Origin of the sequence: Denitromonas ohlonensis, from assembly GCF_007625205.1 — a bacterium.
GTDB classification, from domain to species: domain Bacteria; phylum Pseudomonadota; class Gammaproteobacteria; order Burkholderiales; family Rhodocyclaceae; genus Nitrogeniibacter; species Nitrogeniibacter ohlonensis.
On the sequence record NZ_VMNI01000006.1, the window covers coordinates 300,395 to 326,112 of the forward strand.

31 protein-coding genes are annotated in these 25,718 nt (G+C 64.8%); 15 read left to right on the forward strand and 16 right to left on the reverse strand.

All coding sequences use genetic code 11. The features are described from left to right. The first annotated feature begins 56 nt into the window (after positions 1-56). The 3 genes from aldA (at position 57) to FHP89_RS06975 (ending at position 4,434) form a co-directional block, all read left to right on the forward strand. A complete protein-coding gene (aldA, locus tag FHP89_RS06965) occupies positions 57-1,496 on the forward strand; it encodes an aldehyde dehydrogenase (RefSeq protein WP_144174886.1) in 1,440 nt (479 codons plus the stop codon). A gap of 215 nt (positions 1,497-1,711) precedes the next feature. Continuing rightward, positions 1,712-3,613: a sigma-54-dependent Fis family transcriptional regulator gene (locus tag FHP89_RS06970; protein WP_186300220.1), complete on the forward strand. Its 1,902-nt coding sequence runs from the start codon at positions 1,712-1,714 to the stop codon at positions 3,611-3,613. Positions 3,614-3,759: 146 nt separating this feature from the next. After that, positions 3,760-4,434, forward strand: coding sequence for an FKBP-type peptidyl-prolyl cis-trans isomerase (locus FHP89_RS06975; protein WP_144174882.1), 675 nt, complete (start codon positions 3,760-3,762; stop codon positions 4,432-4,434). Between the two features lie 43 nt (positions 4,435-4,477). Here the strand turns inward: FHP89_RS06975 and FHP89_RS06980 are convergent, their stop codons facing one another. Next, entirely contained in the window at positions 4,478-4,819 is a 342-nt protein-coding gene (locus FHP89_RS06980) for a zinc ribbon domain-containing protein YjdM (protein ID WP_144174880.1), read from the reverse strand. A gap of 92 nt (positions 4,820-4,911) precedes the next feature. Between FHP89_RS06980 and FHP89_RS06985 the strand changes: the two genes are divergently transcribed. The 4 genes from FHP89_RS06985 (at position 4,912) to FHP89_RS07000 (ending at position 6,372) form a co-directional block, all read left to right on the forward strand. Further along, positions 4,912-5,151, forward strand: a complete 240-nt coding sequence (locus tag FHP89_RS06985; RefSeq protein WP_144174877.1) for a VF530 family protein — start codon at positions 4,912-4,914, stop codon at positions 5,149-5,151. Positions 5,152-5,163: 12 nt separating this feature from the next. Beyond that, entirely contained in the window at positions 5,164-5,361 is a 198-nt protein-coding gene (locus FHP89_RS06990) for a hypothetical protein (RefSeq protein WP_144174875.1), read from the forward strand. 360 nt (positions 5,362-5,721) lie between these two features. Continuing rightward, positions 5,722-6,084, forward strand: coding sequence for an RNA recognition motif domain-containing protein (locus tag FHP89_RS06995; RefSeq protein ID WP_144174873.1), 363 nt, complete (start codon positions 5,722-5,724; stop codon positions 6,082-6,084). 102 nt (positions 6,085-6,186) lie between these two features. Beyond that, positions 6,187-6,372, forward strand: a complete 186-nt coding sequence (locus tag FHP89_RS07000) for a hypothetical protein (RefSeq protein ID WP_144174871.1) — start codon at positions 6,187-6,189, stop codon at positions 6,370-6,372. A 34-nt stretch (positions 6,373-6,406) separates the two neighbouring features. Here the strand turns inward: FHP89_RS07000 and FHP89_RS07005 are convergent, their stop codons facing one another. Further along, positions 6,407-7,138 (reverse strand): S1 family peptidase, encoded by a 732-nt coding sequence (locus FHP89_RS07005; RefSeq protein ID WP_144174869.1) that lies wholly within the window; start codon positions 7,136-7,138, stop codon positions 6,407-6,409. Between the two features lie 129 nt (positions 7,139-7,267). On the opposite strand from FHP89_RS07005, the gene arfB reads away from it, so the two are divergent. Next, positions 7,268-7,672, forward strand: coding sequence for an alternative ribosome rescue aminoacyl-tRNA hydrolase ArfB (gene arfB, locus FHP89_RS07010; RefSeq protein WP_144174867.1), 405 nt, complete (start codon positions 7,268-7,270; stop codon positions 7,670-7,672). Here the strand turns inward: arfB and fghA are convergent. Together fghA and FHP89_RS07020 are read right to left on the reverse strand one after the other, a co-directional pair. Then, positions 7,662-8,522 (reverse strand): S-formylglutathione hydrolase, encoded by an 861-nt coding sequence (gene fghA / locus FHP89_RS07015; RefSeq protein ID WP_144174865.1) that lies wholly within the window; start codon positions 8,520-8,522, stop codon positions 7,662-7,664. The genes arfB and fghA overlap by 11 nt on opposite strands. A gap of 13 nt (positions 8,523-8,535) precedes the next feature. Next, a complete protein-coding gene (locus FHP89_RS07020) occupies positions 8,536-9,651 on the reverse strand; it encodes an S-(hydroxymethyl)glutathione dehydrogenase/class III alcohol dehydrogenase (RefSeq protein WP_144174863.1) in 1,116 nt (371 codons plus the stop codon). Positions 9,652-9,808: 157 nt separating this feature from the next. Here FHP89_RS07020 and FHP89_RS07025 point away from each other — a divergent pair, with 157 nt between their 5' ends. Beyond that, a complete protein-coding gene (locus FHP89_RS07025; RefSeq protein WP_144174861.1) occupies positions 9,809-10,084 on the forward strand; it encodes a hypothetical protein in 276 nt (91 codons plus the stop codon). Between the two features lie 9 nt (positions 10,085-10,093). Then, positions 10,094-10,549 (forward strand): hypothetical protein, encoded by a 456-nt coding sequence (locus FHP89_RS07030; protein ID WP_144174859.1) that lies wholly within the window; start codon positions 10,094-10,096, stop codon positions 10,547-10,549. Here FHP89_RS07030 and FHP89_RS07035 read toward each other — a convergent pair. Continuing rightward, a complete protein-coding gene (locus FHP89_RS07035; protein WP_144174857.1) occupies positions 10,519-11,226 on the reverse strand; it encodes a mobilization protein in 708 nt (235 codons plus the stop codon). The genes FHP89_RS07030 and FHP89_RS07035 overlap by 31 nt on opposite strands. 205 nt (positions 11,227-11,431) lie before the next feature. Here FHP89_RS07035 and prpF point away from each other — a divergent pair, with 205 nt between their 5' ends. After that, entirely contained in the window at positions 11,432-12,574 is a 1,143-nt protein-coding gene (gene prpF / locus FHP89_RS07040; RefSeq protein WP_144174854.1) for a 2-methylaconitate cis-trans isomerase PrpF, read from the forward strand. Positions 12,575-12,655: 81 nt separating this feature from the next. After that, positions 12,656-13,522, forward strand: coding sequence for a dienelactone hydrolase family protein (locus FHP89_RS07045; RefSeq protein ID WP_144174852.1), 867 nt, complete (start codon positions 12,656-12,658; stop codon positions 13,520-13,522). A 2-nt stretch (positions 13,523-13,524) separates the two neighbouring features. Here the strand turns inward: FHP89_RS07045 and FHP89_RS07050 are convergent, their stop codons facing one another. The 4 genes from FHP89_RS07050 to rapZ all read right to left on the reverse strand — a co-directional run bounded on the left by FHP89_RS07050 (position 13,525) and on the right by rapZ (position 17,441). Further along, positions 13,525-15,591 (reverse strand): AsmA family protein, encoded by a 2,067-nt coding sequence (locus tag FHP89_RS07050; protein WP_144174850.1) that lies wholly within the window; start codon positions 15,589-15,591, stop codon positions 13,525-13,527. 77 nt (positions 15,592-15,668) lie between these two features. After that, positions 15,669-16,205: a Gx transporter family protein gene (locus FHP89_RS07055; protein WP_144174848.1), complete on the reverse strand. Its 537-nt coding sequence runs from the start codon at positions 16,203-16,205 to the stop codon at positions 15,669-15,671. Continuing rightward, a complete protein-coding gene (locus FHP89_RS07060) occupies positions 16,186-16,575 on the reverse strand; it encodes a NusG domain II-containing protein (protein ID WP_144174846.1) in 390 nt (129 codons plus the stop codon). The genes FHP89_RS07055 and FHP89_RS07060 overlap by 20 nt, the downstream gene beginning before the upstream one ends. Further along, entirely contained in the window at positions 16,572-17,441 is an 870-nt protein-coding gene (gene rapZ, locus FHP89_RS07065; protein ID WP_144174844.1) for an RNase adapter RapZ, read from the reverse strand. Before rapZ ends, FHP89_RS07060 begins: the two co-directional genes overlap by 4 nt. Positions 17,442-17,739: 298 nt before the next feature. Here rapZ and dctP point away from each other — a divergent pair, with 298 nt between their 5' ends. From dctP to FHP89_RS07080, 3 genes are all read left to right on the forward strand, one after another. Beyond that, positions 17,740-18,888 (forward strand): TRAP transporter substrate-binding protein DctP, encoded by a 1,149-nt coding sequence (gene dctP / locus FHP89_RS07070; RefSeq protein WP_222105330.1) that lies wholly within the window; start codon positions 17,740-17,742, stop codon positions 18,886-18,888. Between the two features lie 82 nt (positions 18,889-18,970). Continuing rightward, entirely contained in the window at positions 18,971-19,660 is a 690-nt protein-coding gene (locus FHP89_RS07075; RefSeq protein WP_144224966.1) for a TRAP transporter small permease subunit, read from the forward strand. A 3-nt stretch (positions 19,661-19,663) separates the two neighbouring features. After that, complete coding sequence (locus FHP89_RS07080) at positions 19,664-21,196, forward strand: TRAP transporter large permease (RefSeq protein WP_144224967.1); 1,533 nt, start codon at positions 19,664-19,666, stop codon at positions 21,194-21,196. A 286-nt stretch (positions 21,197-21,482) separates the two neighbouring features. On the opposite strand, the gene FHP89_RS07085 is transcribed toward FHP89_RS07080, so the two are convergent. From FHP89_RS07085 to FHP89_RS07115, 7 genes are all read right to left on the reverse strand, one after another. Next, entirely contained in the window at positions 21,483-21,950 is a 468-nt protein-coding gene (locus FHP89_RS07085; protein ID WP_144174840.1) for a hypothetical protein, read from the reverse strand. A 173-nt stretch (positions 21,951-22,123) separates the two neighbouring features. Beyond that, complete coding sequence (locus FHP89_RS07090; protein ID WP_144174838.1) at positions 22,124-23,035, reverse strand: MBL fold metallo-hydrolase; 912 nt, start codon at positions 23,033-23,035, stop codon at positions 22,124-22,126. Further along, complete coding sequence (locus FHP89_RS07095) at positions 23,032-23,217, reverse strand: DUF1289 domain-containing protein (RefSeq protein WP_144174836.1); 186 nt, start codon at positions 23,215-23,217, stop codon at positions 23,032-23,034. Before FHP89_RS07095 ends, FHP89_RS07090 begins: the two co-directional genes overlap by 4 nt. A 30-nt stretch (positions 23,218-23,247) precedes the next feature. Next, the gene (locus tag FHP89_RS07100; RefSeq protein ID WP_144174834.1) at positions 23,248-23,559 is read right to left on the reverse strand and encodes a P-II family nitrogen regulator; all 312 of its coding nucleotides are present in this window, start codon (positions 23,557-23,559) and stop codon (positions 23,248-23,250) included. Positions 23,560-23,562: 3 nt separating this feature from the next. Beyond that, complete coding sequence (locus FHP89_RS07105) at positions 23,563-24,513, reverse strand: sodium-dependent bicarbonate transport family permease (RefSeq protein ID WP_144174832.1); 951 nt, start codon at positions 24,511-24,513, stop codon at positions 23,563-23,565. 96 nt (positions 24,514-24,609) lie between these two features. Beyond that, positions 24,610-24,801, reverse strand: coding sequence for a DUF1289 domain-containing protein (locus FHP89_RS07110; protein ID WP_144174830.1), 192 nt, complete (start codon positions 24,799-24,801; stop codon positions 24,610-24,612). Continuing rightward, the gene (locus FHP89_RS07115) at positions 24,798-25,712 is read right to left on the reverse strand and encodes a hydroxymethylglutaryl-CoA lyase (RefSeq protein WP_186300219.1); all 915 of its coding nucleotides are present in this window, start codon (positions 25,710-25,712) and stop codon (positions 24,798-24,800) included. The genes FHP89_RS07110 and FHP89_RS07115 overlap by 4 nt, the downstream gene beginning before the upstream one ends. Between the last annotated feature and the right edge of the window lie 6 nt (positions 25,713-25,718).

Below are 25,718 nucleotides of genomic sequence, written 5' to 3' on the forward strand. Positions count from 1 at the left end.
AAGCTGCAAACCCCCTGTCGAACAACGAACGAACTTGTATTTCTTTGGAGAAAAACATGACAAGGAAACTGGAAAATTTCATCAATGGCCGCTTTGTCAGCGGCGACGGACTTGAACACATCGAGGTCCGCAACCCCGCCAACGGCGACGTGCTCGCACATTTTCCGCTCTCGAGCGAAGCCGTGACCGAAGAAGCCTTGCTCGCGGCGCGGCGTGCGCAGCCGGCCTGGGCGGCCTTGCCGGCCATCCAGCGGGCCGGCTATCTGCGCAAGATCGCCAGCCTCATTCGCAAAAATGCCGAATCACTGGCCGACACCATCACTCGCGAGCAAGGCAAGATCCTCGGCCTGGCCCGGGTGGAGGTCGGCTTCACGGCCGACTACATGGACTACATGGCCGAATGGGCGCGTCGCATCGAAGGCGAGGTGATTCCCAGCGACCGCATTGGCGAAACCATTTTCCTGATGCGCCGCCCCATCGGTGTCACGGTCGGCATCCTGCCCTGGAACTTCCCCTTCTTCCTCATCGCCCGGAAGATGGCGCCGGCGTTGGTGACCGGCAACACGATCGTCATCAAACCCAGCGAAGAGACACCGATCAACGCCTTCGACTTCGCCCGACTCGTCGAACAGGCCGAACTGCCACCCGGGGTGTTCAACCTCGTCGGGGGCGATGGCGCAGGGGCCGGTGCACACCTGACCGCGTCCCGTGAGGTCAATCTCATCAGCTTCACCGGCTCCGTCGCCACCGGCAAACGCATCATGGCCGCCGCCGCCCCGAACCTGACACGCGTCAACCTGGAACTCGGCGGCAAGGCACCGGCCATCGTCACCGCCAAGGCAGACCTCGATCTGGCTGCCAAGGCGATCTGCGACTCCCGGGTGATCAACACCGGGCAAGTGTGCAACTGCGCCGAACGGGTCTATGTCGAACGGGCCGTTGCCAGGGAGTTCACCGAAAAAGTGACCCGGCTGATGGCGGATGTGCGCTTTGGCGACCCCATCGCGGACCCCGCCGTGCATATGGGACCGCTGGTCAACAAGCAGGGCCTGGACAAGATTGCCGCCATGGTCAACCGCGCCCGTGGCGATGGTGCCGAGGTCATTCTCGGCGGCAGCGTGGCGCCGGGCGACAAGGGCTATCACTATTTGCCTACGGTTCTGGTCGACTGCCGGCACGAGATGGAGATCATGCGCGCCGAGATCTTCGGCCCGGTGTTGCCGATCCAGATTGTCGATAGCCTCGACGAAGCCATCGCTTACGCCAACGACTCCGATTTCGGTCTGACCTCGTCCATCTTCACGCGTGATCTGAAGGAAGCCATGCACGCCTGCAACGGCCTGCAATTCGGCGAGACCTATGTGAACCGCGAGCACTTTGAGGCCATGCAGGGCTTTCACGCGGGTCGACGCCACTCCGGCATCGGCGGCGCCGACGGCAAACACGGTTTGCTCGAATACACCGAGACGCAAGTCGTGTACATGCAGCACGGCTGATCACCCGGCGACGGACCGCCCAGAGCACGACCTCCTCCTTTGGCCGGCTGCGTCCGCGCAGCCGCCGCTTTTTCTCGCGCAAACCGGCTTTTAGCTACAACATCCACAAAGTTGCTTGATGCCGCCAGGGACGGCACCTACCATTCACCGACACATCGAAAGAAATATAACGGACATGGCTACGGTCAATGCTCCAAGGTGGGGAGACCACAACAATGCATTCGCTATTCAACACAACGCACCGTGGCCACGACATGGCCGCCGTTGCATTGCCAAACATGGCAGAGCGACTGGCGCGATCGCGCCGACGCTCGACCCACGAGTACCGTCTGGACGCGGGGGCGCGCAGTACCGAACAGGTTTTGTCACGCTCAGAACTGTCCCAACTGAAAGACAGCAACGAGCACCTGTTACGCGCCGCAGTGCCTGGCATCGACTGGCTGCACCAGCAACTGGGCGACCTGGGCTATTGCCTGCTGCTCACCGATTTTGGCGGGGCAACCCTTGAGGTGCGCGCAAGCGGCCAACGCGTAGATCAGTTCTCTTCAGCGGGACTGCGTGAAGGGGCGTGCTGGTCAGAGCCGAATCAAGGCACCTGCGGCGTCGGTACCGCCATCGCCGACAAGGCACCCGTTCTGGTGCACGGCGATCAGCACTACCTGCTTCAAAACCACAGCATCAGTTGCGCGGCAGTGCCGATGTTCGGGCCGGCACAGCAACTGCTCGGTGTGCTCAACGCCACCGCCTGCACGCACGATGCCCAGAAATTTGGTCAAGCGCTGGCCTACCGGCTCACCTTGCAGACCGCGGCCAGGATCGAACAGTCCATCTTCATGTCGCACTATTCCGAGTACTGGATCGCTCGCGTGAAGCGGCAACTCGACGACTGGGAGGCCGAGCCGGATGACCTCATCGCGTTTGACGAATGCGGACGGGTTGTCGGTGCGAGCTGGCGGCTCAAGCAGCGCCTCGGCCAGCAGGAATGGCGAATAGAGGACATTCTCGATTGCTCGGTTGAGGGGTTGATCGATTTTGCATGCGCTCATCCCGGCACCCCTCTGAGGGTGGCCGCCAGTGGCGGCGACGGGGCGCTTTTTGCGCAGATCAACGCGCCGAGACGAGCGGCGCGTCGATCATCGGCAACGCCGGCCCCACCGGAAGTGAAGCGGACCATCCCGGGCGCGGGCGATGCCACCGAAGATCTTCGTCGTCTCGAGCGGCTACTCAACGCCAAGGTGCCGATTCTGCTTCTCGGCGAAACGGGCTCAGGCAAAGAGTTCAACGCAAAGATCATCCATGCCCGCAGTCGCCGACGGGACCAGCCGTTTATCGCCATCAACTGTGCCGCAATTCCGGAAACGCTGATTGAGAGCGAGCTGTTCGGCTATCGGGAAGGCGCGTTTACCGGCGCGCGAGCCAAAGGCTGCGTGGGGAAAATTGCCCAGGCCGACGGTGGCACCCTGTTTCTCGACGAGATCGGCGACATGCCCCTGGCCTTGCAGACCCGCCTGCTCCGGGTGCTGGCCGAAGGCGAGGTGCTTGCGCTTGGCGCAGACAAGCCAAGAACAGTAGATATTTCCGTCATCTGCGCAACCCATCGCGACCTTTCCGCGATGGTGCGCGACGGGCTGTTCCGCGAGGACCTCTACTATCGACTCAATGCCGCGACCGTTCGCCTGCCACCATTGAGGGAGCGCGACGATGTCGCCGAACTGATCCGAAGCGTCTTCGCGGAAGAATGCAAAATCGCCAGTCGTTCGCTGAGCATGTCGCCCCACGTCGAGGACGGTTTGCTGGTGTACCAATGGCCAGGCAATATCCGCGAATTACGCAACGTCCTCCGATACGCCATCGCGGTGTGTCCGTCGGAAGAGGTCGGCTGGGCAGACCTCCCCGAGAACTTCCGGGCGCAGGTGCCTGAAACGGTGAACGACCGGCGGCGAGCCCATCTGCCCGGCAGCGGCGGGAGTGGGCAGCCCTCGGAGAGCGACATCATCCTGAGCGCATTGAAGCGAACGCAGTGGTGCGTGAGCGCCGCCAGCCGCTTCCTTGGCGTGTCGCGCTCTACCCTGTATCGACGGCTCAACGAACACGGCATCGAGGTACCACCAAAATAAGCCGCGCCACGACTCGCAGGGCACGACCAGCGGCGTGCACCGAAAAGAGGCGACACCCCTGGCGCTCCCACTTGGCCCACCTCAAAGCCCTCACGCCCAATCTCGGCTAACATCCGCCGCTGATCAAACCACTCTCAGGAACCCCGATGAAACGCACCCTGCTTTCCGCCGCACTGATGACCCTGGCCCTGACCGCCCACGCGGCCGACACCGTCGAACTGAAAACGCTGGAGCAGAAGATCGGCTACGGCGCCGGCATGCAGATGGGCCAGACGCTGATCACCAGCGGCATGGACATGGACGAGGCGGCGGTGATTCAGGGTTTGAAAGATGCGCTGGCCGGACGCGATCCGCGCCTGTCGGGGCGTGACATGCGCGAGGCCTTCGTGATCGGGCAGGAGAAGGCGGATCAGAAGAAGATCATGCGCGGTCAGGCGAACCTGGACGAAGGCCTCGCCTACCTTGCAAAAAACGGCAAGGAAAAGGGCGTGATCACCACGAAGAGCGGCCTGCAGTACAAGGTGCTCAAGGCGGGTACGGGAAAGACGCCGAGCAAGGACGATACGGTGGTGACGCACTACACCGGCAAGCTGCTCGACGGCACGGTGTTCGACAGCTCGCGCGAGCGCGGCGAGCCGGCGAGCTTCCAGGTGAGCCAGGTGATTAGCGGCTGGACCGAAGTGCTTCAGTTGATGAAGGAAGGCGCGCGCTACGAGGTGGTGATTCCGTCCGAGCTGGCCTATGGCACCTCGGGCGCAGGCGGCAAGATCGGCCCGAACGCTGCGCTGATCTTCGACGTTGAGCTGATTTCGGTGAAGTAATCCCGGTGGCCGTCCGCTGTGGGCGGGCGGCCATTCAATGACTTCAGGCCTTCTTCAGATAGCAGGCCTTGAGCATGAAGCTGCCGGCGTCGGTTTTGCAGTCGACTTCATGATCACCGCCGACGAGGCGGATTTTTTTGATCTTGGTGCCGACCTTGAGCGTGGTGGAGGAGCCCTTCACCTTCAAATCCTTGATCAGCACCACCGAGTCGCCATCGGCCAGCACGGTGCCGTTGGCATCCTTGACCTCGCCATCGCCGCTCGCCTCGGCCGTTGCGGCCTCATCCGGCGACCATTCGTGGCCGCACTCGGGGCAGACCAGAAACTCGCGATCAGGGTAGGTATGCGCGCTGGCGCATTGTGGGCAAGGGGGCAGTTCGTTCATGGCGGCGTCCGGCGAAAAGGTAGAATTGGCCGACAGGGTAGGCGCTGGCACGGCACAGGGCAAGCGCCGCCCGCCCTTGAAGAGTAAGCACAATGGCAGACACCCAGGCCAACAACCCGCTGCACGGCATCACCCTCGAACGCATCGTGACCGAACTGGAGGCCTATTATGGCTGGGCCCAGCTCGGCCAGGCGGTGAGCATCCGATGCTTTACGCACGACCCGAGCATTGCGTCGAGCCTGAAATTTTTGCGCCGCACGCCATGGGCGCGTGAGCAGGTCGAGGCGCTGTATGTGGATATGCTGCGCGACCAGAACACCTCGGACAGATAAGAGATTGACAGCATGACCTACGAAGAACACCTGGATGAAGTCACGACGCTGATCGTCGAAAAATACGAACTCGAAGACGAGGCGGCCATCGCGATGGTGATGCGCGCCCAGGACGACGAATTCTTTGTCGGCCATGACGACGATGAATCGATCTGCACGCTGGACCGCGCCCACCAGGACGCCAAAGCCATCTTCGCCAAGTATCAATAGGCTCAGCGCCGGCCAACCGTGGCGAGCCGATACCCGCCCGGCGCCTGAGGCGACGACTCCCCACAACGCACCGCCGCGCTCGCGGCATGTCGGCCCGCGGGCCCAGGCCTGCACATGGGCGAGACATTCGCCAAGCGGCTCGCCTTGCCAAAGCCCGGCCCCTCTGATCCAATGTCTGCTCCGAGGTGTAGCACCAAGGCCAGAACCGGTTTCATGTTCCAGCCTGGCGCAAAAGAACGAGGCATGTGACACCGCCCCGCGCGGCCCTCGAGTGCTTGACCTTTGTCGTGCCATTCGCCCGCGGGAATCCTCCCATGGTCAAGCCGGGTGTCATGCCTTTTCTATTTGTGGAGAACTCCCTTGAGCAAGAAGCTTTATGTCGGCAACCTGGCCTACTCGGTCACCAATACCGACCTCGAAGAAATGTTTGCGCCCTTTGGCGCCACCAGCTCGGCCCAGGTCATCATGGATCGCGACTCCGGCCGCTCCAAGGGCTTCGGCTTCGTCGAAATGAATTCGGACCAGGAAGCAGAAGCAGCGATTGCGGCGCTCAACGGCAAGGATGCCGGCGGCCGCAGCCTGATCGTGAACGAAGCGCGCCCGCAAGCGCCGCGTACCGGCGGTGGCGGCGGCTTTGGTGGCCGCGGCCCGGGTGGCGGCGGTGGTGGTCGCAACGGCGGCGGTGGCTTTGGCCGCAGCGGCGGTGGTGGCAACCGCTACTGAGCCTGACAGGCTGGCGGTCTCGGTGCGCCGAGCAGCCGCCAGCGTGTGTTCTGATTCCCTATCACTCACCGGCCATCCGGCCGACACAAGGAGAATGACCTCTTGGCAAAACCCAATTATCAATTCGAAAAGCGCCAGCGCGATCTGGCCAAGAAGCGCAAGCAAGACGAAAAGCGCCAGGCAAAGCTGGCCAACAAGGCCGCCGGCGACGGTAGCAACAACGATCAGAATGGCCCGGACGACAACGCTGGCGCCAACGCAGGCGACACGAACCCGCCGAACGCCTGACCCTGACTCGTGGCGCACGCGTGGCGAGCGGCGCTCAGTCTTGGGTCAGCGTCATCAGGATGTCGGCGTACCAGGCGCAGTTGAGCCCTAGCGCCTCGTCCACTTCGAGATCACGCTCGCCCACATCAAGCCGGGCCGAGTGCACGCCGAGCAGCATCCACGGCAGATCGCCGAGTTCGGCGGCGGGTTTAGCCACCCGCATGACGACCGGCGCGCCGCTGGTGCCGCGATGGGTGCGGGCATCGGTCAAAAAATAGCCCTTGCCCTGAAAGCGCAAGCCGAAGGACGAGGCGATGATCGCCTGACGCACCACCGGCATGTGGTTCAGCGTGTCGTGAAAGCCCAGCGGGAACCCCACCACCAGCAAGGATGAGCCGACCTCGACCTGATCGAGCTGGCTCAGCAGGTGTTTGGGCGTGAAGGCTCTGAACGAGGTGGTTTTCGGCAGGGCGGCGCGGTCGATTTCAAGCACCGCCACATCCACCTCCCCGGCCGAGTCCTCGGCCTGCCGCCAGGCGCTCTTGCCATCGCGGTAGAGCAGCATCGAGAAGCCGGTCGACTCCGCGTTGTTGGCCGCGTTGGTGTGCAGTTCGATCTCGATGCGGTTCGGAAAATGCCCGCTCGGCTCGTCGAACATCACATGGCGGCTGGTCACCAGGAACAGGCGGTCGTCGCGTTCAAAGTAGAAACCGGTGGCATTGGTCAGACCGCAATCTCCGTCGAACGTCAGAATGCGCGGGGTGGTCAGAAGAATGGTTTCGATCATGGTGACACCCGAAAGAACGTCCTGCATTCGGCCCGAACAACACGGCGTCGAAGCAACCCATGCAATGCAGGACGCATCGCATGGCGAATCCTTTCTACAATAGCACCTCGCCCCCCACTCATTCCGCGCATGCACCCACCCATCCAGATTCCGCCCGACGAGATCGAAATCACCGCCATCCGCGCGCAAGGCTCGGGGGGGCAGAACGTCAACAAGGTCTCGAACGCAGTGCATCTGCGCTTCGACATCGGCGCCTCATCGCTGCCCGATGCCGTCAAGGCGCGCTTGCTGGCGCGCGGCGACCAGCGCATCAGCAAGGACGGCGTGGTGATCATCAAGGCGCAGGCGTTCCGCAGCCTGGAAAAGAACCGCGCCGAAGCCATACGCCGGCTCGAAGACCTGATCGCCAGTGCGGCGGTCGAGCCCAAGACCCGCCGCGCCACACGGCCCACCCGCAGCGCGGTCAGAAAACGCCTGGAGAGCAAGACCCGGCGCAGCGCCATCAAGGCCGGCCGCGGCCGGGTCAGCGAATAGCCACCGACACCGCCATGGCCTGCGCGTGATGGCGCAAATGCGATTCGATGAAACTGGCGATGAAGTAGTAGCTGTGGTCGTAGCCCGGCTGCAGGCGCAGCGTCAACGGATACCCCGCCGCGTCGGCCGCCGCCTGCAAGGCCTCGGGCTTAAGCTGCTCGGCCAGAAAGCCGTCGGCCTCACCCTGATCGATGAGGATCGGCAAGCGCTCGGGCGCGTCGGCAATCAGTTCGGTCGCATCCCACGCGCGCCACGCCGCCCGGTCGGCGCCCAGGTAGCGCGACAGCGCCTTCTCGCCCCAGGGGCAGTCCATGGGATGGCAGATCGGCGAAAACGCCGACACCGATCGGTAGCGGCCGGGGTTCTTCAGCGCGCAGATCAAGGCGCCATGCCCCCCCATCGAATGCCCGCTGATCCCGCGCTGATCAGACGCCGGAAAGTTGGCCTCGATCAGCGCCGGCAACTCGTCCACCACATAGTCGTACATGCGGTAGTGCTCGGCCCAGGGCGCTTCGGCGGCGTTCACATAGAAACCGGCGCCGTGGCCGAAGTCCCAGCCGCCGTCGGGGTCGCCCGGCACATCCTCGCCGCGCGGGCTGGTGTCGGGTGCCACAACAATCATGCCGAGTTCGGCCGCCACGCGATGCGCGCCGGCCTTCTGCATGAAGTTTTCATCCGTGCAGGTCAGGCCCGAGAGCCAATAGACCACCGGCAGGCGCTGCCCGGATTCGGCCTGTGGCGGCAGATACACCGCAAACACCATGTCGCAGCCAAGGCTGGCGGCGCGGTGACGATAGCGCTTGTGCCAGCCGCCGAAGCTGCGCTGGCTGGAGAGGCATTCGATTGACATGCGCGCGCCCCGCTCAGAAATGGATCACGCTGCGGATGCTCTTGCCTTCATGCATCAGCTCGAAGGCGGTGTTGATCTCGTCCAGCCCCATGGTGTGGGTGATGAAGGTGTCGAGCGGAATCTCGCCGCGCTGCGCCTTGGCCACATAACCCGGCAGCTCGGTGCGCCCGCGCACCCCACCAAAGGCCGAGCCGCGCCACACCCGGCCGGTGACGAGCTGGAAGGGGCGGGTGGAGATCTCCTGCCCCGCGCCGGCCACGCCAATGATGGTCGATTCGCCCCAGCCCTTGTGGCAGCACTCCAGCGCGGCGCGCATCAGATTCACATTCCCGACGCACTCAAAAGAGTAGTCCACCCCGCCATCGGTCATCTCGACGATGACGTCCTGAATCGGCTTGTCGAAGTCTTTCGGGTTCACGCAGTCAGTCGCGCCCAGCGCACGGGCGATCTCGAACTTGGACGGATTGATGTCGATGGCGATGATGCGCCCGGCCTTGGCCATGGTCGCGCCGATGATCGCCGCCAGGCCGATGCCGCCGAGGCCGAAGATGGCCACCGTCGCACCCGCCTCGACCTTGGCGGTGTTGAGCACCGCGCCGATACCGGTGGTCACGCCGCAACCGAGCAGGCACACCTTCTCGAGCGGCGCCTCCTTGGGGATCTTGGCCAGCGAAATCTCCGGCACCACGGTGTATTCGGAGAAGGTCGAGGTGCCCATGTAGTGGTAGATCGGCTTGCCCTGATAAGAGAAGCGCGTGGTGCCGTCCGGCATCAGGCCCTTGCCCTGAGTGGCGCGCACCGCCTGGCACAGATTGGTCTTGCCCGACTTGCAGAACTTGCACTCGCGGCATTCGGCCGTGTAGAGCGGAATCACATGATCGCCCACCGCCAGCGAGGTCACGCCCTCGCCCACCGACTCGACAATGCCGCCGCCCTCGTGACCGAGAATCGCCGGAAAAATACCCTCGGGGTCGTCGCCCGACAAGGTGAAGGCGTCGGTGTGACAGACCCCGCTGGCGACGATGCGCACCCGCACCTCGCCAGCCTGGGGCGGCGCCACGTCCACTTCAACGATTTGCAGGGGCTTGCCAGCGGCAAAAGCGACGGCGGCGCGCGACTTGATGGTCATGACATTTCACTCCGGACTGACGATGAGTCGACAGTATAGAGAATCATTTTCAAACGCTTCGTGAACGGCCATTCGGCGCGCGACGCGCCACACAGGCAACATTGCGCGATAATGCCGCGCCGGCGTCCATGCCGGCATCGGGCCACAAGGAACACCCATGACGATGAAACCCTCCGACCTCGCGAAAAGCCGCGGGCTCAAGATCAACAACAAGCTCGGTGCAGCCGCCAACCCCGCACGCTTTGGCAGCGCGGAGCAAGGCGCCGACAAGCGCGAACAACGCCAGCAAGAGCGCGCCCTCGGCGTGGTGCCTTTCGCCTGCAAACTGCCGATCACGCTGGTCAAGCAACTGCAGGAACGCGGTGCCGCGCATGAAGGCGGGCTGAATGGCCTGATGACCGAGTTGCTGGGCCAGGCGCTCGCCGAGAAGTAAACCGCGGCCATGCCCGGCGTAACACCTGCCTCGCCGATACGCCCTGCCGCACTCGCCGGCTGGGCCATCGCCTGGCTGCCGATGGTGCTCATCGCCATCGTCAATGGCGTGGCACGCGAAGCCTGGCTGCTCGCGCCACTGGGCGAAGCGCGCGCGCAGCAAGTCTCGACGCTGAGCGCCATCGCTTTATTTGGCGTCTATATCTGGTGGGTGATGCCGCGATTGCGGCCACACTCAGCGCGCCAGGCCGCCGCGCTCGGCGGCCTGTGGCTGGCGATGACGCTCGCGTTTGAGTTCCTGTTCGGCCACTTCGTCGCCGGCCACTCGTGGTCGGCGCTGCTGGCCAACTACAATCTCGCCGCCGGCCGCCTGTGGCCGCTGATTCCGCTGTGGGTGGCGATTGCGCCACCCCTCGTCCACCGGCTCAGGTCGCCTTACAGCGGCAGCTCGTCGAAGCTCGCGTAGATCGCGCGCAGCCAGGTCTTGACCCGCTGACGCTCCAGCATGCCGAGCGCGTCGGGGCCGCCACGCGTATTGCTGGCCGCCCAGAAGCTGGCGCTCTGACGGTCGATCTTGCGCATGCTCGCTTCATGCAACTCCGGCAAGCTGATGACGCGGGCGCCCAGGGCCTTGGCGCCCTGCAGGGCCGACGAGGCTTCAAGCTGGGTGAAGTCCGTGCCACGACCGAGGTTCTTCACCACAAAGTAATTCAGCTCGGCGCCATAGGTGTTGATCAGGCGATTGAGCAGGCTCACCGAGTCGGCGCCGGCGTCGGCCAGGTGCCAGTAATTGACCGTAATGCCCATCTCGGCCAGCAGCGGGAGCAGGTCAGAATCCTTGATCCAGCGTGCCAGCGGTGCGGCGGTTTGCGCGGCCAGGTCGACGATCACGCTCGGCGCCTCGCCCTCGTCCGGCGGCGGCTCGTCGAAGACGGTGGCGATCAGGTCCAGGCCCTCGTAAGTGTCGACGATCACCGGCGACGCGTAATCGGCATAGAAACGGGTGAAGGAGGTGTGCGAACGGTCGGTGTCGAAACCGGTAAACGGCCGCCCCTTGTCGATGAAATACTGCGCCAACACCCGTGCCGTCACGGATTTGCCAACACCGCCTTTCTCGCCGCCGATGAGATTGAGAGAACTCATGAGTCTGTCCTGTGGTTCGATGATCCAGCCAAACGACTGATTATCCGGGAATGAGCCAACAACATAACAAAAACCGTGCACCAACCGAGCCGCCAGACTAAGCCTGGACAATGACAGGCGCAAGCAAGGCCGCTATAAAGAACACTCTGCACCGGCCCGCTTCTGCGACGTCACCGCTCCTTTCTCGATCGACAAGCGCGTATCCATGCCCCAGACCCGAATTCCCGCCGCGTGGATGCGTGGCGGCACCAGCAAAGGCGTGTTCTTCCTCGCCAGCGACCTGCCCGCCGACCCCACCGAACGCGACGCCCTGTTGGTGCGCCTGCTCGGCAGCCCCGACCCCTACGGCAAGCAGATCGACGGCCTGGGCGGCGCCACTTCCAGCACCAGCAAGGTAGTCATCGTCTCGCCCGCCAGCGAAGCCGAGTGCGATGTGAGCTATCTCTTCGGCCAGGTACTGATCGACCAGCCCGCCATCGACTGGTCGGGCAACTGCGGCAACCTCACCGCCGCCGTCGGCCCCTTTGCGCTGTGGCGCGAGCTGGTGCCGGCACCGGCCAATGGCGAAGCCAACATCCGCCTGTGGCAAGCCAACGTGGGCAAGCGGATTCACGCCCGCGTACCGGTACTCGACGGCTTGCCGCTTGAGGCCGGCAAGTTCGTGCTCGATGGCGTGGCCTTCCCGTCGGCGCCGATCACCCTCACCTTTCTCGACCCCGGCAGCGCCGAGGGCGGCGGCATTCTGCCCACCGGCAACCCGGTCGACACACTCACGCTGGATGACGGCACCCCGGTCGACGCCTCCCTGGTCAGCGCCGGCAACCCGATGGTGTTTGTCTCGGCCCATGCGCTCGGCGCCGACTGCACCGCCTCGCAGGCCGAACTCAACGCCGATGCAGCACTGCGCGCACGCTGCGAGCAACTGCGCATCGCCGGCGCGCTGGCCATGGGCCTGGCCGACTCGGCCGAGGCCGCTGCGCGCCGCCAGCACACGCCCAAGCTTGCCCTTGTCGCCCCGCCGGCCCAGTGCCAGTCCGTCGACGGCAAACGCTTTGCCGCCAGCGATCTCGATCTGCTCACCCGCGTGCTATCCATGGGCAGCTTCCATCACGCCATCCCCGGCACCGCGGCCATCGCCGTGGCGGCCGCAGCCGGCGTGCCCGGCTCGCTGGTGTCACGCCAACTGCTCAATGACCCGGTCGGCCCACTGCGCATCGGCCACCCCTCGGGCCGTAGCGAAGTCGGCGCCACCACCCACACCCGGCAGGGCCAATGGATGCTGGAGGCCGCTGTGCTGCGGCGCAGCGCCCGGATGCTGATGGATGGCTGGACCTGTCTGCCGGGTTGAACGCGACCGCCGGGCAACGGTCACACGCGATGATATTCCGGCGGACAGCCGTCCGCCGGCCCCTGCCCCTGGAGACTTGCGATGCAAAGCGATCTCGATTTCGACAGCCTGCTCCCCGCCAACCGACTCGATCGCCGCGGCTTTCTGCTCACCGCCACCGCCGCCGGTTTTGCCCTGGCCACCCATCCCGTGAGTGCTCAAACCATGATCCATACCGATGACGCCGGCCTGCGCACCGGCACCGACAGGCTCGACACCGGCACCGGCCCCCTGCCGCTCTACTACGCCGCGCCCGCCCAGGGCGGGCCGCACCCGGTGGTGCTGGTGGTGCAGGAAATCTTTGGCGTGCACGAGCACATCCGCGATGTGTGCCGCCGCCTCGCCCGACTCGGCTATCTGGCCATCGCCCCCGAGCTGTATTTCCGTCAGGGCGACCCGGGCACGTACGACAACATCCCCACGCTGCTCAAGGAGATCGTCTCGAAGGTGCCTGACGAGCAAGTCATGTCAGACCTCGACATGAGCGTCGCCTGGGCGGCCGGCCACGGCGGCGACACTGCCCGACTCGGCATCACCGGCTTCTGCTGGGGCGGACGCATCGTGTGGCTGTACGCCGCGCACAACCCAAAGCTCAAGGCCGGCATCGCCTGGTATGGCCGGATTCGCGGCGAAGCCACCAGTCTGCAACCGCGCCACCCCATCGACCTCGCCGGCGAAGTCAAGGCGCCGGTGCTTGGGCTGTACGGCGCGCAGGATCAAGGCATTCCGGCCGCCGACGTTGAATCCATGCGGGACGCAGTCAACGCGGCGGGTAAAAAAGCTGAAGTGGTGATCTACCCCGACGCCGGCCATGCCTTCCATGCCGACTACCGACCCAGCTATCGCGAAGGCCCGGCGCAGGATGGCTGGCAGCGGCTTCAGGCCTGGCTCAAGGCCAACGGAGTGTAGTGTCAGGGGGCGGCGCTCGCCGCCTCGGTGCGCCACACCGGCGCGGCGACACTGCCGCCCAGGCGGATCGACTGGGTCTGCGTCTTCAGTTTTCGGTACAGCTTGCGGCTCATGCCTTTGGGCGCCTCGGCCAACGCCGCCGTCAGTGACAGATCGAGCGCACCGTCGCCCAGCCCGATCTGACCCTGACCACTCAGCTGCAGCCACGCACCGCGAATCGACAGCGTCTCGACCTGCGCAACGCCCGCGGCCACCTGCACCTCGGCGCTGGCCGCGCGAATGGGCAGATTGTCTGCCACCGCGTCGCCCGGCAGCGCCGCCGCCAGCACGCTATCCTGCGCCCGCAGCGCGTCGATCAGCGCGGTGCCGCGCCAGGCGCCACCGTTGAGTTGAAAGCGCATCGGCCCCTGTGCCGTCGCCAGCGGGTCGGCCGCGCGGGCATCAAACTCGAGGCGCACATCGGCATTCAGACCACCGCCGAGCATCGGCGTCGCCTCGGCCGCCATCGGCCATTGCTCGATCGCCACGCCGGTCGCCTTGAGACTGAGCGTGCCCGCACCCGCCGCATCGCGCGCGAGCTGTCCGGACACCCGGCCATTGAACACCGCCCCATCAAACGGCCCCAACCGCAAGTCTGAGCCATCGCTCGCCACGGGCAGCACCAGCGACTCAAAGCGCCAGCCATCGGCCTCCAGCCGATCGGCCCGGAGTCGCCCCGCAAACGGCGGCAATGTGGGCGCGGACCACAGCGCCCTCAGCTCCGCGCGGTAGGCCGCCAGCGACAACAGCGGCGTATGCAGATCAAACTCCAGCGCCGGCGTGGTCTCGGGACGAACGCTCACCGCACCGGCCAGCCGGTGCGTGCCATCACTGAATGCCAGCTCCGACGCGAGCACACCGGCCAGCGGCTGCCAGGCGAGCTGCCCGGTGATCTGCAGCTTGCGGGCCGGCGCCGCGTCGGCGCGCGGCCAGCCGACTTGGGCATCCAGACCATTGAGCATGAGTTCGGCGGGTTCGCTGCGCCAGGCCGGCACCGCCTGCACGCTCACGCCATGGCTGCGGCCGTCACGACGCAGGTTGCCCTCCAGCGCCAGGCTGTCGGCCGTCCAGCCCTCGCCCCCCGTGCGCAGATTGCTCACGCGTCCGGCCAAGGCGCCACCGCGCTCGCCGTCGCGCTTGAAGCTCGCCGTGGCCAGCGCCAGATGCAGGCCGTCCTGCCACTGCCACTCGGCCACGTCGGCGGCAATCTCGCTGGTGCCGCTACGCCCCTTTCCGGTCATGCGCAGTGCCACGTCCCGCCCTTGCCAGCGGCCTTGCGCGTCGGCCGTCACGCCCCCCAGACTGAGCCCCAGGCCCGCTTGCTGATAGCCCAGCGCCTCGCCGGAAAAATCCACGCCGGCAATATTCAGACTGACCACGCCGTCGCCATTGATGTCGAAACCGGCGGTCATCCGGAAGCGCCCGGCGGCTGGCAAGGCGCCGACCGCCCTGGCATCGCCCTCGACCCCAAGGCCGCCGCGCACGCCCTTACCCACCGGGCCAAGGAAGGCGGTCACATCCGACAACTGCAGCGTCACGCCATTGATCGGGTCGACCACCTCAAGCGCGCCGCCGGTGACCGTCACCCGACGCACGTTGAAGGCCACCTTGCGGTCCTTGATCGAGGTCGCATCGCGCAGACCATCCAGCGATTCGAGAGTTTTGAGGACATCCCGCGTGAGGTGAATATTCAAGCCCTCGAAGCGCATCTCCTGAACATCCACCTGCCGCGACAGCAAGGGCAGCAAGCCGACATGCACCCGCACCCGCGCCATGTGCGCGGCGAGCTGCGCCGGCGCACCGCGCGCCGACAGGCTGACCTGGCTGGCGTCGAGCGCCAGCCGCGGCCAGAAGGACAGGGTGAGTTCGCCATCGATGCGCAGCGCGCGGTCGTGTCGCTCGGCGACGGCTTGAACCAGCTCGGCTTTGACCCGGTCGCTATCGAAGGTTTCGGTCAGATACCAGATCGCCCCCGCGGCCAGCAAAAGCAGGCACAACAGAAAAATGGCGAGGTTTTTGAACAGGCGCATGACCGATCCGGGAGGGATTGCGTGGATACGCCGTCATCTTAGCGCCAATACGGGCGCAGCGTCTGGCCGATCCGGGCTCAGTTGGACGAGGTGGCGCGCGGTGGCGAGTGACGCAACAGGTAGTCGGCCACCAGTCCGTTGACCGTACCAAACACCACCGCCGCCAGCGCGAACACCGGCACCAGATAGAAAATGCCGTCATGCGGCACCAGCCAAAGCCGGGCAATCAAAATCTGGCCGGCAAAATGGCCGAAGGCCGCCAGCACGCTATGGCTGACCGGGCCGAACCAGCGTTTGGGCAAGTGCTGCGCCAAAGCCAAGACGACCAGACTGATCAGCGCCCCGCTGAGGCTCAAAAAGAAGCCCGGCGCCAGAAACTGGCCGAGCACCAGGGACGCCGCAAACACCCGCAGCAAGGCCACCCAGGCCGCCTCGCGCCAGCCCCAGCGCGCCAGCACCACCAGGGTGATGATGTTGCCCAGCCCCGGCTTGACCCCCGGCAGCGGCAGCGGAATCGCCGCCTCAGCCACCGACAGCGCGATGGCCGCCGCCGCATAGCGGGCAATGCGCACGTCGGCGTTGGTGACCGGCAGTTCAGTAGTTGAGCGTGTCATAGGCGCTGCTGTCGCCGAGCAGGCGCAGGCTGACTTCGTTAGGCGCGCAGATGGCGACCGCGCCGGCGCGGGTCAGCCAGCCTTGCAGCACGCAATACTGGCGCGGACCGGGGTCGCTGAATACCCGCGCGCGGCCCGGTTCGACCTGCACCCGGGTCTGCCCCAGCGGGCCATCGACGTCGACCGCCGCGGGGCGGTCGAGGCTCAGCCGGGCGACCACCTTGCCGCCGGCGCGCACCTCGGCCCAGCGCGCGACGCCGCCTTGCCAGAAGCTCAGTGCAAAGAAAACGCAGGTGGCCAGCCCGCCAAGAATCACCAACACATCGCCCGGACGAAAGCCGGCCCGCCATTCGTGCCAGGCCAGCTTCATGAAGCGCTCTGACCGTCCCGCGAACGACGCGCCGAAGCGCGATGCCGAACCATGACGCGCACGTTGTCGCCAAACGCCTTGGCCAGCCATTCGGCGAAATACACCGAGCGATGCTGCCCCCCGGTACAGCCGATGGCCACCGTGAGATAGCTGCGATTGTCGCGGATGTAGGCCGGCAGCCAGTTGGCCACAAAGACGCGGATGTCTTCCGCCATGCGACCGACCTCGGGGATGCGCTCGAGAAAATCGATCACCGGCTGGTCCTTGCCAGTGAGCGGACGCAGCTTGGGGTCGTAATGCGGGTTGGGCAGGCAGCGCACATCGAAGACCAGATCGGCATCGACCGGAATGCCGTACTTGAAGCCGAAGGACTGGAACAGCAAGGTGAGGCCGTCGGTGGCCTCCAGTTGCATGTAGTCCTTGATCCACGCGCGCAAGGTGTTGGCCTGGGTGTCGCTGGTGTCCATGCGGTAACCCAGCCGCGCGATCGGGTCGAGCGCCTCGCGCTCACGGGCGATCGCCTCGGCCAAAGTCACGTTGTCCTCCGCGAGCGGATGCCGCCGACGGGTTTCGGAGAAGCGGGCAATCAAGGTGTCATCACGCGCATCGAGGAAGATGAAGCGCACATCGGCAATCATGCCGCGCAGGCGTTCAACCTCGCCCGGCAAGGCGGCAATCGACATGCCCGAGCGCACATCCACCGCCACCGCCACCCGCCGGTAACCCGCACCGCGCAGGTTCGTCACCAACTGCGGCAGCAGCGTGGCCGGCAGATTGTCGACCACGTAGTAGCCGGCGTCTTCGAGCACATTGAGCGCGACACTCTTGCCCGATCCGGACAAGCCGCTGATGAGGACGATCTGCATGGTCTGGCTCGTAACTGAATGCGTCGAGTGTATAGCGAACGGCCGTTTGATGACACCCACCGCCCACCCCGTGCTGCGCTGCAACGCAGCACTGGCGCGGCATATTAGAAAAATCGCATCAGCAAAAAGCGCATTCTCGTTCTAACCTTAAGAAGTTGATGCTGCGAATACCCTGACGTGGGCAACGACCCACGCGAGGTGTTCGATCAACCCCCGGCTGCGGCAAACATCGCCACGGCCGCCGGGCGGGTGCACTCACGACGCGTCCGGTTTCGTGACAGATCTGGAGGAGACCTTTGTGAAAAAAGAAGACCAGTCCATGGCATCACGGCAATCCACATCCACCACCGACCACCCGCCGACACGACGCCACTTCCTGAAATCCGCCGCCGCGGGCGGCGCGCTGATCGCCGGCGCGCCCTTCATCAGCAATGCCCAGGCGGCCAAGGGCAAAACCTGGAAAGTGCAATCGACCTGGGACGCTGGCACCACCGGCTACGCCTTGTTCGAAGAATGGTGCAACGGCTTTCAGGAGGCCACCGGCGGTGAGCTGAGCATCAAGCCCTTTGGCGCCAAGGCCGTGGCGGCCGACAACAACGCGCTGTTCGAGTCGGTGCAGACCGGCGTGCTCGATGGCATGAACCCCTTCACCCTGTACTGGGCGGGCAAGATGCCGGCCAGCGTGTTCCTGTCGTCCTACCCGGTCGGGCCAGACCAGCCAGCGCAATGGGACACCATGTTCTACGGCCTCGGCCTGCTCGAGAAGGTGCGCGAGATCTACGCCAAGTTCGGCCTGGTGTATGTCGGCCCGATCCAGCATGACGCCAACATCATCCACTCGAAAAAGCCGGTGCAGAGCGTGGCCGACTTCCAGGGCCTCAAGCTGCGCGTGCCCGGCGGCATGGTGTCGGAAGTGTTCCAGGCCTTTGGTGCGAGCACGGTGAGCCTGCCAGGATCGGACATTTTCCCCGCGCTCGAAAAAGGCACCATCGACGCGGCCGACTATGTGGGGCCGGCGGTCAACTGGGACCTGGGCTTTGCGCAGGTGACCAAGTACATCCTGTTTGGCCCGCCGGGCCTGATGTCGGTCTACCAGCCGGTCGACCTGATGGACTTCACGGTCAACATGCGCGCCTGGAAGAGCCTGTCGCCGCTGATGCAGCAGATGGTCGAAGACCGGGTAAAGACCTATTCGGTGAAGCACTTCGTGTCGATCCAGAAGCGCAACGTCGAGGCGCTGGTCAAGTTCGAAAAGGCCGGCAGCATCATCAACCGCATGAGTCAGGACGATCTGGATCAGTTCCGCAAGGCGGCCATCCCGATCTGGTTCAAGTGGGCGAAAAAGGATCAGGCGGCGGCCGAGGTGTTCAAGATGCAGCTCGACTACATGATGAATCCGATCATGGGCTACGTCTCGGCGGCCGACATCAAGGGCCTGAGCCTCTAACCGCCATCCAGCAAGCGCCTCCGCACCGCCCGGCCCGACCGCGCGGTGCGGTTTGCATGCGCAGCGCCAAGGAGATGTGCCCATGAACACAGAACCCGATTTTGGCTTCGTGCTGCCCCATATGGTGTATTGGGGCTGGCTGGCGATCATGCCGCTGATCTTCATCTTCTGGGCGCGCTGGCAGGAACACGGCCAGCCCCCCGCCACCACGCCCGACGAAGAACTCGCCGCCAGCCTGCTGGCCGAGGAAGACCCCGCGCTGCATGTCGAAAACGGCCTCACCCGCGTGCTCGACACCATCAGCAAATGGTCGGGCATCTTCGTTGCGTTCTGGACGGTCAATGCCGTGGTCGCCTACTTCTACGAGGTGATCATGCGCTACATCTTCAACCAGCCGACCATCTGGGTGCATGAGTCGTGCTTCTTGCTGTTCGGCATGCAATACCTGCTGGCGGGCGCCTACACCCTGCTCACCGGCGGCCATGTGCGGGTCGACGTGCTCTACATCAAGCTGCCGCCGCGCGGCCGGGTGGGCATGGACATCTTCACCTCGGTGTTCTTCTTCATCTTCGCCATCGCCCTGCTCGGCACCTCCTGGGGCTTCTTCATGTCGTCCTACGGCATGGGCGAAACCACGGTCGAGACCTGGGGCATCCAGTACTGGCCGGTCAAGGGCATGATGGTGCTGGGCGCGATCCTGCTGCTGCTGGCGGGCATCTCCAAACTGGCCAAAGACATTGTGCTGTTCCAGCGCATGGGTCGGGAGGGCTGACCCATGACCACCTCAAACGCTAAACGCAACCCCTCGCTCAGCGGCCGCCTCGGCACCGCCGCACTCATCCTCGCCACCGGCACCGCGCTGTTCATCTTCGGCATCGAGCTGATCAACGTGCTGTTCTACGACCCCTGGGGCGACGAACACTTCCTGTTCACCACCGCCGGCCTGCTCGAAGACGTGGAGATCAAGGAGCTCACCTACATCATGTTCGGCTCCCTGCTGGTGCTGCTCATGCTCGGGCTGCCGCTGGCCTTCGTGACCGGCGGGCTGGGGGTGGTGTTCATCTACCTCATCGGCGGTCAGGTGATGGTCAACATCATCCCCTCGCGCATCTTCCCGATGATGACCAACTCCGATCTGGCGGCCATTCCGCTGTTCATCTTCATGGCCTCCATGCTCGAACGCGCCGGGCTGATCGAGGAGATGTTCGACGTCATCTACCAGTGGATGGGCGGCCTGCGTGGCGGCCTGGCGGCGGCCACCATCATCGCCTCCACCATTCTCGCCGCCATGGTCGGCGTCATCGGCGCGGCCGTGGTCACCATGGGCATCATCGCCCTGCCGGCGATGCTCAAGCGCAATTACGACCCCGAAATCGCCATCGGCTCGATCATGGCCGGCGGCACGCTGGGCATTCTGATCCCGCCGTCGATTCTGGCCATTCTGTACGCCGTGGTGGCGCAGCAATCGGTCGGCGAGCTGTACCTGGGCTCGCTGCTGCCGGGGCTGATGCTCTCCGGCCTGTATGTGGCCTACGTGCTGCTGCGCACCTGGCTGCGGCCCGAACTCGGCCCCGCCGTGCCGCGCGAAGAGCGCCTCAACCTCGGCCAGAAGCTGCGCCTTTTGCTCAAGCTGGTCGCGCCGCTCATTCTGGTGGTGCTGGTGCTCGGCCTGCTCTTCGCCGGCATCGCCACACCGGTCGAGGCCGCCGGCATCGGCTCGTTTGGCGCCATCATCGTCGCCATCATGCACAAGCGCTTCAACCTCATCGCGCTGCGCGAGGCCTCGGTCAGCACCGTCAAGGCCTCGGCCATGGTGCTGTGGATCATCTTCGGCGCCTCGATCTTCGTCGGCTTCTACATCCTGCAAGGCGGCCAGGCCTTCATCAACGACGCCATCCTCGGCACGGGCCTGTCGCCCTACGGCATCCTGTTCCTGATGATGGTGCTGCTTGTCATCCTCGGCATGTTCCTCGACTGGGTCGGCATCCTGCTGCTCGCCGTGCCCATCTTCGTGCCCATCATCAAGTCACTCACCTTCGACGGCCTGCTCGGCCTGCCCCCGGTGCCCGGCGACAAGGTGGCGCTGTGGTTCGGCGTGATCTACCTGGTCAACATGCAGATGAGCTTCCTCAGCCCACCCTTCGGCTACGCCCTGTTCTACATGCGCGGCGTCACCCCCGACTCCATCAGCATGGCCACCATCTTTCGCTCGGCGCTGGTCTTTCTTGGCCTGCAGATACTCGGCCTGACGCTGTGCATTTTGCTGCCGGGGATCGTGACGTTTTTGCCGGGGTTGGTTTATGGGTGATAGGGATACAACAAGTGACGCATTACTCCGCCACTTCACCGCTTGGCGCCGTAGGGTGGGCGGCTTGCCTGCCCACCATCGACACCCAAAACGGCCGATGAATGGTGGGCAGCAAAGCTGACCACCCTACGCCTACGGACTGCGCCCAGATTACGCGCGCGGCATCCGGGAGACTGCCGCTGCCATGGCGATGCGCGCCATGTGATCTGGGGTGGGTGAAGCGAAGTCCTATTTTTTGAGAGGTGGATGTTGGGCTTCGCGTTGCTCAACCCAACCTACCGCGCTCTCATCCACTCGAATAAGACACATCAAGCTCAAATGAAACAGGGAAAACTGGATTTTCGCTTGTTGTATCCCAAATTTTTACGTATCCGTCTGGGTCGTCGCCGTAGCGGATAGACCCAACAACATCTTGGGTAAAGATCCGAATACGTATCTCAACGGCAGGATCTAGATCACGGATAAGCTCAAACAGTTGGGCAGGAAGATCCGCATAAAAAGTGATGGACGGGCGAACCTGCTCTTTGGTCTCACTATCGAGCCACGCCCCAATGAAGTGCAGCTCCGGTCTTGGAAATTTTGAATTCTCCTCTGTGAACTCTACGTAGCCTTGCCTCACCTCTTCACCTGCCACCGTTAGCAGAGATTCTCGCCTCGGCATGCGTATTTCAAATGAAATCGTCGTGTCAAAGCGAGTCTCTATCGACTTGATACGTATGCGCTTTCGTACGAGGTGAAAGTCGAGTGTGGCCATGGAGATACCTATCAGAACGAGGGATGCTAGCGAGTGTAGCCCGGATACAGGCCCAAGGCCGGAATCCGGGATGGGTGTTTGACCGACCCGCATTGCATGTTGCGCGCACAGCGACTGCTCCCGGATGCGCTGCGCTTTTCCGGGCTACGGGTCTGCGGCGGCCGAGGTAATCGTCAGGCCGCGACCAGCCATTCACCCTCGCGGCGGGCCACGCCGGCTTTGACGAGGCTGTCGACCAGCCAGTCGGCGAGGCGTTCGGGGGTTTCGTTGAGGAAGCGTTGGTTGGCGATGCGGAACAGCGGGGTGCTGTCGAGCCAGCCGGGCAGGTCGGCGAGGGGCATGCGGCGCATGTCGAGGAGTGAGAAGGTGACGCAGCCGCGGATGGCGTTGCGGGCCATGCGGCTGCCGTCTTCTTCGAAGGCGCGCAGGCGGGCGTAGGCGGCGGCGAGGGCTTCGTCGACTTCAACAAACGGCGCGCCGTGGCCGGGGATGACATGGCGCACCGGCAGGCGGGCGATGACGTCGAGCGTGCGACGGGCTTCGCCGATGCCGTCGCCGGTGCCGAGCACGTCGGCAAACAGAATGCCGAAGCCCTCGCGCCACAGGGCGTCGCCGGAGATGAGCACGCCATGCTCGCGATTGAAGAACATCAGCGCGTCCATGTCGTGGCCGGGCGCGGCGAGCGCCTGCCAGTGCATGCCGCCCATGTCGCGCTCAAAGCCGGGGTGGATCTTGGCGTCGGCGGAAAAGCGCTCACCGGTCTGCTTGGCGACGGAGAGCAGCAAGGCGTTTTCGTCCCATTGCTGCACGGCGTCGTGCATGCCGGCGGGCACGGTGATGCGGCAGCCGAAGGCGCGCTGCACCGCGGCGTTGCCGCCGATGTGGTCGGAGTGCGAGTGGGTGTTGACGATGTCGGTGAGCGGGCAGCCGTCGAGCGCGCTGCGCACCAGGGCGACGGTCTGATCGGCGTGGCTGACATAGCCGGTGTCGACCAGCACGGCGCTGTCGCCCTCGAAGAGCAGGATGTTGTTGGACGACAGCCAGCCCCGCTCGAGGACATGGATGGACGCGGGCAGGCGGCTCATGTCGCGTCCGGCAGGTCGTCGTCCGGCGTGATCGCGACATGGTCTGCCGCGGGCGGCTGGGCCTCGGCGTCGGTCGGGTCGTCAGTGTGGTCGTTGCCGAAGATCTCGTCGGCCGAGCGGCCACAGCCGGTGCAGGTTTCGGAATCGGGGTCGATCTCGCAGATGCCGATGCATTCAGACATGCGCGCTCCTGTATGGCGAGCCGCTGGGGCTCAAAATTTTTCGGGCCGCAGCACCTCGACCTCGCTGACCCACATGATCATCGCGTAGTTGTCGTAGTACTGCGCCTGCAAGTGGGCGGAGATGGCGGCGGCGGTGTCGTCGTTGCACACCACTTCGATGCGGATGTTGCTACTGGCGTCCCAGCCGGCGTTGCGCACCCCGCGATTGCCTTTGCCGCGCGCCTCGGTGATGGTGTAGCCGTGTGCACCGAGGCGGTCAAGATCGCGCACCAGCACGCTCTCGATCGCCGCTTCGGTGACGATGGTGAGCAGCTTGCGGAGATGGTCGTTGGCCAGGCTCATGGCTCAGGCTCCAAAGAAGGCGTGGGTGCGCTCGGCCATCACATGATAAAGCGGCACGCCGACCAGCACATTGAACGGAAAGGTAATGCCCAGCGCGGCAGTGAGCGACAGCGTGGGGTTGGCCTCGGGCACCGACACCCGCATGGCCGCCGGCACCGCGATGTACGAGGCCGAGGCCGCCAGCGTGGTGAGCACCGCCGTGCCGCCGACCGACAGGCCGAGCGCCCAACCCAGCACCGCGCCGATCACCGCCGAAAACACCGGCATGACCACGCCGAAGCCGAGCAGGAACAGGCCGTACTGGCGCAGCGAGCCGACCTGCGCGGCGGTGATCAGACCCATTTCGAGCAGGAAGATGGCGAGGATGCCCTTGAACAGATCGAAGAACAGCGGCTTGATGGAGACCACGCCTTCCGGCCCGGCAATCCAGCCAATCAGCAGACCGCCGAGCAGCAGCACGATGCCCTTGCCGAGGAAGACCTCGTGCATCACCGCGCCCCAGCGCGTCTCGTTCGAGATACCACGCGCCAGCACGATGCCGACCAGAATGGCCGGCACTTCGAGCACCACCAGCAGCAACGGCATGTGCGCTTCGAAAAAGATCTCGCGGGTGCCGAAATAGGCCACCGCCACGGCGTAGGTGCCGACGCTGACCGAGCCGTAGTGCGCGGCGATCGACGCGGCGTCAGCGCGCTTGAATCGGCCGAGGTAGCGCAGCACCGGAAACGCCACCAGCGGCAGCAAGAAGCCCATGGCCAGCACCGCCAAGATCTGCGGCAACAGATCGCCAAAGGGTTGCTTGGCCAGCTCGATGCCGCCCTTCAGACCGATGGCCAGCAGCAGCAGGATGCTCACAAAATCGTAGATCGCGGCGGGCAGACGCAGCTCTGCACGCGCCAGCCCGGCAAACAGCCCGAGCAGGAAGAACAGGATGATCGGATCGATCGGATTCATGGTCGCTCTCAGGCAAGGTGGGGCGAGACGCCCCCGGGCCACACCGCGCGAGCGCGATACAGCCCGGCGAACAGACTGCGTTCTGGCGAAAAGGTTCTATCGCTCGCCGGACTCGAACCCATCGAGCGCCGCTTCGCGCTCGGCGACCCGCGCCAGGATCGCCCGCTTCTCGTCATCGCCGATGCGACTCCAGGCGGTGATCTCGTCGATCGTGCGGGTACAGCCCTCGCACAGGCCGGTGCGGGGGTCCATTTTACAGATGTCGATGCACGGTGACGCCACACTCATACGCAAGCGCCCCGCTTGGCCAGCACCGCGCGCGCCACTTTGGACGACGGCTCGCGGTTCAGTTGCGCGCTGATCCAGGCCGCGGTGTCGACCAGCGTGTTCAGATCAATGCCGGTCTCCAGACCGAGGCCGTTGAGCATATAGACCACGTCTTCGGTCGCCACGTTACCCGAGGCGCCGGCCGCGTAGGGGCAGCCGCCCAGCCCGCCGACCGAGGCGTCGAACACCGCCACACCCATCTCCAGCGAAGCGTAGATGTTGGCCAGCGCCTGACCGTAGGTGTCGTGATAGTGACCGGCCAGCTTGTCGATCGCCACGCGCGCGGCGACCGCCTCGAGCATGCGTTGCGTCTTGCCCGGCGTGCCGGTGCCGATGGTGTCGCCCAGGCTGATTTCATAGCAGCCCATGTCGAACAGCGTGGCGGCCACCTCGGCCACGGCAGCCGGGGCAATCTCGCCTTCGTAGGGACAGCCGAGCACGCAGGAGACATAGCCGCGCACCTTCACGCCCGCCGCCTGGGCCGCGGCCATCACCGGCTCAAAACGGGCCAGCGATTCGGCGATGGAGCAGTTGATGTTCTTCTGGCTGAAGGACTCGGAGGCCGCGCCAAACACCGCCACCTCGGTGGCTCCGGCCGCCAGCGCGGCCTCGAAACCTTTGAGGTTGGGCGTGAGCACCGGGTAGCCGACGCCCGACAGGCGATTGATGCGCGCCATCACCTCGCTGTTGTCGGCCATCTGCGGCACCCATTTGGGCGACACAAACGAGGCGGCCTCGATGGTTTTGAGGCCGGCCGCACCAAGGCGGGCGATCAGCTCGACCTTGACCTCGGTCGAGATGATCTGCTTTTCATTTTGCAGCCCGTCGCGCGGGCCGACATCAACGATGCGAACCTGGGTTGGCATGGTCATCGGTTT

What these genes read in the sequence shown, in the direction of transcription:
- aldA (WP_144174886.1), top strand. Translation starts at nt 57, where the DNA reads ATGACAAGGAAACTGGAAAATTTCATCAATGGCCGCTTTGTCAGCGGC.
- FHP89_RS06970 (WP_186300220.1), top strand. Translation starts at nt 1,712, where the DNA reads ATGCATTCGCTATTCAACACAACGCACCGTGGCCACGACATGGCCGCC.
- FHP89_RS06975 (WP_144174882.1), top strand. Translation starts at nt 3,760, where the DNA reads ATGAAACGCACCCTGCTTTCCGCCGCACTGATGACCCTGGCCCTGACC.
- FHP89_RS06980 (WP_144174880.1), bottom strand. Translation starts at nt 4,819, where the DNA reads ATGAACGAACTGCCCCCTTGCCCACAATGCGCCAGCGCGCATACCTAC.
- FHP89_RS06985 (WP_144174877.1), top strand. Translation starts at nt 4,912, where the DNA reads ATGGCAGACACCCAGGCCAACAACCCGCTGCACGGCATCACCCTCGAA.
- FHP89_RS06990 (WP_144174875.1), top strand. Translation starts at nt 5,164, where the DNA reads ATGACCTACGAAGAACACCTGGATGAAGTCACGACGCTGATCGTCGAA.
- FHP89_RS07005 (WP_144174869.1), bottom strand. Translation starts at nt 7,138, where the DNA reads ATGATCGAAACCATTCTTCTGACCACCCCGCGCATTCTGACGTTCGAC.
- arfB (WP_144174867.1), top strand. Translation starts at nt 7,268, where the DNA reads ATGCACCCACCCATCCAGATTCCGCCCGACGAGATCGAAATCACCGCC.
- fghA (WP_144174865.1), bottom strand. Translation starts at nt 8,522, where the DNA reads ATGTCAATCGAATGCCTCTCCAGCCAGCGCAGCTTCGGCGGCTGGCAC.
- FHP89_RS07020 (WP_144174863.1), bottom strand. Translation starts at nt 9,651, where the DNA reads ATGACCATCAAGTCGCGCGCCGCCGTCGCTTTTGCCGCTGGCAAGCCC.
- FHP89_RS07025 (WP_144174861.1), top strand. Translation starts at nt 9,809, where the DNA reads ATGACGATGAAACCCTCCGACCTCGCGAAAAGCCGCGGGCTCAAGATC.
- FHP89_RS07030 (WP_144174859.1), top strand. Translation starts at nt 10,094, where the DNA reads ATGCCCGGCGTAACACCTGCCTCGCCGATACGCCCTGCCGCACTCGCC.
- FHP89_RS07035 (WP_144174857.1), bottom strand. Translation starts at nt 11,226, where the DNA reads ATGAGTTCTCTCAATCTCATCGGCGGCGAGAAAGGCGGTGTTGGCAAA.
- prpF (WP_144174854.1), top strand. Translation starts at nt 11,432, where the DNA reads ATGCCCCAGACCCGAATTCCCGCCGCGTGGATGCGTGGCGGCACCAGC.
- FHP89_RS07045 (WP_144174852.1), top strand. Translation starts at nt 12,656, where the DNA reads ATGCAAAGCGATCTCGATTTCGACAGCCTGCTCCCCGCCAACCGACTC.
- FHP89_RS07050 (WP_144174850.1), bottom strand. Translation starts at nt 15,591, where the DNA reads ATGCGCCTGTTCAAAAACCTCGCCATTTTTCTGTTGTGCCTGCTTTTG.
- FHP89_RS07055 (WP_144174848.1), bottom strand. Translation starts at nt 16,205, where the DNA reads ATGACACGCTCAACTACTGAACTGCCGGTCACCAACGCCGACGTGCGC.
- FHP89_RS07060 (WP_144174846.1), bottom strand. Translation starts at nt 16,575, where the DNA reads ATGAAGCTGGCCTGGCACGAATGGCGGGCCGGCTTTCGTCCGGGCGAT.
- rapZ (WP_144174844.1), bottom strand. Translation starts at nt 17,441, where the DNA reads ATGCAGATCGTCCTCATCAGCGGCTTGTCCGGATCGGGCAAGAGTGTC.
- FHP89_RS07075 (WP_144224966.1), top strand. Translation starts at nt 18,971, where the DNA reads ATGAACACAGAACCCGATTTTGGCTTCGTGCTGCCCCATATGGTGTAT.
- FHP89_RS07080 (WP_144224967.1), top strand. Translation starts at nt 19,664, where the DNA reads ATGACCACCTCAAACGCTAAACGCAACCCCTCGCTCAGCGGCCGCCTC.
- FHP89_RS07085 (WP_144174840.1), bottom strand. Translation starts at nt 21,950, where the DNA reads ATGGCCACACTCGACTTTCACCTCGTACGAAAGCGCATACGTATCAAG.
- FHP89_RS07090 (WP_144174838.1), bottom strand. Translation starts at nt 23,035, where the DNA reads ATGAGCCGCCTGCCCGCGTCCATCCATGTCCTCGAGCGGGGCTGGCTG.
- FHP89_RS07095 (WP_144174836.1), bottom strand. Translation starts at nt 23,217, where the DNA reads ATGTCTGAATGCATCGGCATCTGCGAGATCGACCCCGATTCCGAAACC.
- FHP89_RS07100 (WP_144174834.1), bottom strand. Translation starts at nt 23,559, where the DNA reads ATGAGCCTGGCCAACGACCATCTCCGCAAGCTGCTCACCATCGTCACC.
- FHP89_RS07105 (WP_144174832.1), bottom strand. Translation starts at nt 24,513, where the DNA reads ATGAATCCGATCGATCCGATCATCCTGTTCTTCCTGCTCGGGCTGTTT.
- FHP89_RS07110 (WP_144174830.1), bottom strand. Translation starts at nt 24,801, where the DNA reads ATGAGTGTGGCGTCACCGTGCATCGACATCTGTAAAATGGACCCCCGC.
- FHP89_RS07115 (WP_186300219.1), bottom strand. Translation starts at nt 25,712, where the DNA reads ATGACCATGCCAACCCAGGTTCGCATCGTTGATGTCGGCCCGCGCGAC.